Raw genomic sequence first — 2,705 nt, 5'->3', positions numbered from 1 at the left:
CGCCTTTGCCCGCGGCCGCGCGGGCGGCGTGCCCGCCACTCGATCGCGCCGCGCGGTGTCTGTCTGGCTTTTCCTCATCTGTTTCATGCTGCTCGGCATGATCGCCCTCGGCGGCGCCACGCGCCTGACCGGCTCGGGGCTCTCCATCATGGAATGGGCGCCGATCAGCGGGATTCTGCCGCCGCTGACGCACCAGGCCTGGGAGCATCTCTTCGCGCTCTACAAGCAGATCCCGCAATACAAGCTGGAGCATAGCGGGTTCGGCCTTTCGGGCTTTCAGCACATCTTCTGGCTGGAGTGGATCCACCGCTTCTGGGGCCGTCTGACCGGCATCGCCTTCCTGGTGCCGCTAATCTATTTCGCAGTCACCGGACAGATCCGGCGCGGCCTGCTGCCGGGGCTGATCCTCATCTTCTTCCTCGGCGCGATGCAGGGTTTTGTTGGCTGGTTCATGGTCGCCTCGGGCTTCCTGCCGGATACGATCCATGTCGCGGCCTCGCGCCTCGTCGTTCATCTCGTCTTCGCGCTCGTGCTGTATGTAGCGATCTTCTGGGTCGCCATGACCGAGTGGACGCCCATTCCGGCCGCCGCGCCGGGCGCCGTCGGGTTGCGCCGGCTGGTCTGGGCCGTGGTGGTCCTGACTTCGCTTACCATCGTCGCGGGCGGGTTCACAGCGGGGACGCGGGCTGGCTATGTCTTCAACACCTTTCCCTTGATGGACGGCAGGCTGGTGCCACGCGACTACGCGACCCTGACGCCGTTCTGGCTCAATTGGTTTCAGAATCTGGCGGCCGTGCAGTTCGATCACCGGCTGCTGGCGACGCTCACCGGCATAGCAGCACTTGCCGCGACGCTTTGGGGCACCAGCCGCGCGCTTCCCTTGCCGCAAGGCGCGCGCGATGCCCTATCGGCGCTTGGGATGACATTGGTGGTGCAATATGCCCTCGGCATCGCCACATTGCTTCTCGTGGTGCCGGTTGATCTTGCGACTTTGCATCAGGTGGTGGCGGTGCTGCTGCTCAGCGCAGCCCTCATCGCCTTGCACAGCCTGCGCGGTGCCCGGCCCCTTTCGCGGAACGAGGTTCGATAGATGCTGTCTTCAGCCACGCCACTTGAGACCACGGACCGCTTGTTCTTCGGTCAGGCGACCTCGTCGCTCGACCGCCAGGAAGCGGAGCACATCACCTCGGAGGCGCTGCACGGCGCCGATGACGGCGAACTCTATCTCGAATACCGCGAAAGCGAGATGCTCAGCCTGGATGACGGGCGCATCCGCATGGCGAGTTCCGACACCGCCCTCGGCTTTGGGCTACGCGCCGTTTCCGATGAGGCGACCGGCTATGCCCATGCTGGCGAGATCACGCGGGATACGCTGAAGCGGGCGGCGGAGACCGTCAGCGCGGTGCGCTCCGGCCATTCGGGCGAAAGCTCCGGTGCGCCGCGTGCCACCAACCAGCGCCTCTATTCCGACGAGAACCCGCTGCGCACGACCGATTTCGCGGTCCGCACCCGGCTGCTTTCGGAGATCGATGCTTATGCGCGGGGCAAGGATCCGCGCGTCATCCAGGTAATGGCCTCGATGGCGGGCGAATGGCAGGCGGTGCAAATTATCCGCGCCGACGGCAGCCGCGTCGCCGACTTGCGCCCCCTCGTGCGCCTCAACGTGGCCGTGGTGGTCGAGCGGGACGGGCGGCGGGAAACCGGCAGCTATGGCACCGGCGGCCGTTTCAGCTACGCGCGGGTGATGGACGAGGCGGTATGGCGCGCGGCAGCCGACGAGGCTTTGAGGCAGGCAGTGCTCAACCTCGACAGCGTCGCGGCACCGGCGGGCGAGATGGAGGTCGTTCTCGGCTCCGGCTGGCCCGGCATTCTGCTGCATGAGGCGATCGGGCATGGATTGGAAGGCGACTTCAACCGAAAGAAAACGTCGGCTTTCTCTGGCCTGCTCGGCCAGCGCATCGCGAGCCCCGGCGTGACCGTGGTGGATGACGGAACCATCCCTGATCGCCGCGGCAGCCTGACTGTCGATGACGAGGGGACACCGACCAGCCGCACGACGATGATCGAGGATGGGATCCTGATCGGCTACATCCAGGACCGGATGAACGCTCGCCTCATGGGCATGCGCGCGACGGGCAATGGGCGGCGCCAGTCCTATGCGCACGCACCGATGCCGCGCATGACGAATACGATCATGCTCAACGGCCAGCATACGCCCGAGGAGATGATCGGCTCGGTGAAGCGCGGCCTCTATGCCGTGAACTTCAGCGGCGGCCAGGTCGACATCACCTCCGGCAAGTTCGTCTTCTCCGCGAGCGAGGCCTATCTGATCGAGGATGGCCGGGTCGGTCCGCCCGTGAAGGGCGCCACGCTGATTGGCAATGGGCCAGACGCGCTGACCAAGGTGACGATGGTGGGCAACGACATGGCGCTCGATGCCGGGATCGGTACTTGCGGGAAGCAAGGCCAGGGCGTGCCGGTGGGCGTGGGTCAGCCGACCATGAAGATGGCCGGCCTCACCGTGGGCGGCACGGGGAACTAGCTAGCCTGATACCGTCCAGGCAAGCTCTGAGAGCGTGTTGTCGTCTTTAGTTCGAGCCGCGCTTATCTCACCGTGGCATGCTCGACAAAGGCCGAGCATGCCACGACGGATCTTTGGATCCCAGCTCGACATTAGATCCACACGCCTTCAACTCAGGGCGTAA

General features: G+C 65.4%; 2 protein-coding genes. Both read left to right on the top strand.

Translation table 11 applies throughout. The features are described from left to right. Nucleotides 1-28: 28 nt before the first annotated feature. Nucleotides 29-1,090 (top strand): COX15/CtaA family protein, encoded by a 1,062-nt coding sequence (locus GSQ83_RS29455; RefSeq protein ID WP_371418100.1) that lies wholly within the window; start codon nucleotides 29-31, stop codon nucleotides 1,088-1,090. Next, entirely contained in the window at nucleotides 1,091-2,542 is a 1,452-nt protein-coding gene (gene tldD / locus GSQ83_RS29450; RefSeq protein WP_158806624.1) for a metalloprotease TldD, read from the top strand. Nucleotides 2,543-2,705: the final 163 nt, after the last annotated feature.

The sequence above is a fragment of the Acidisoma sp. L85 genome (assembly GCF_009765865.1).
In the GTDB taxonomy this organism is placed as follows: domain Bacteria; phylum Pseudomonadota; class Alphaproteobacteria; order Acetobacterales; family Acetobacteraceae; genus Acidisoma.
This window is presented reverse-complemented; position numbering and strand designations above follow the sequence as displayed.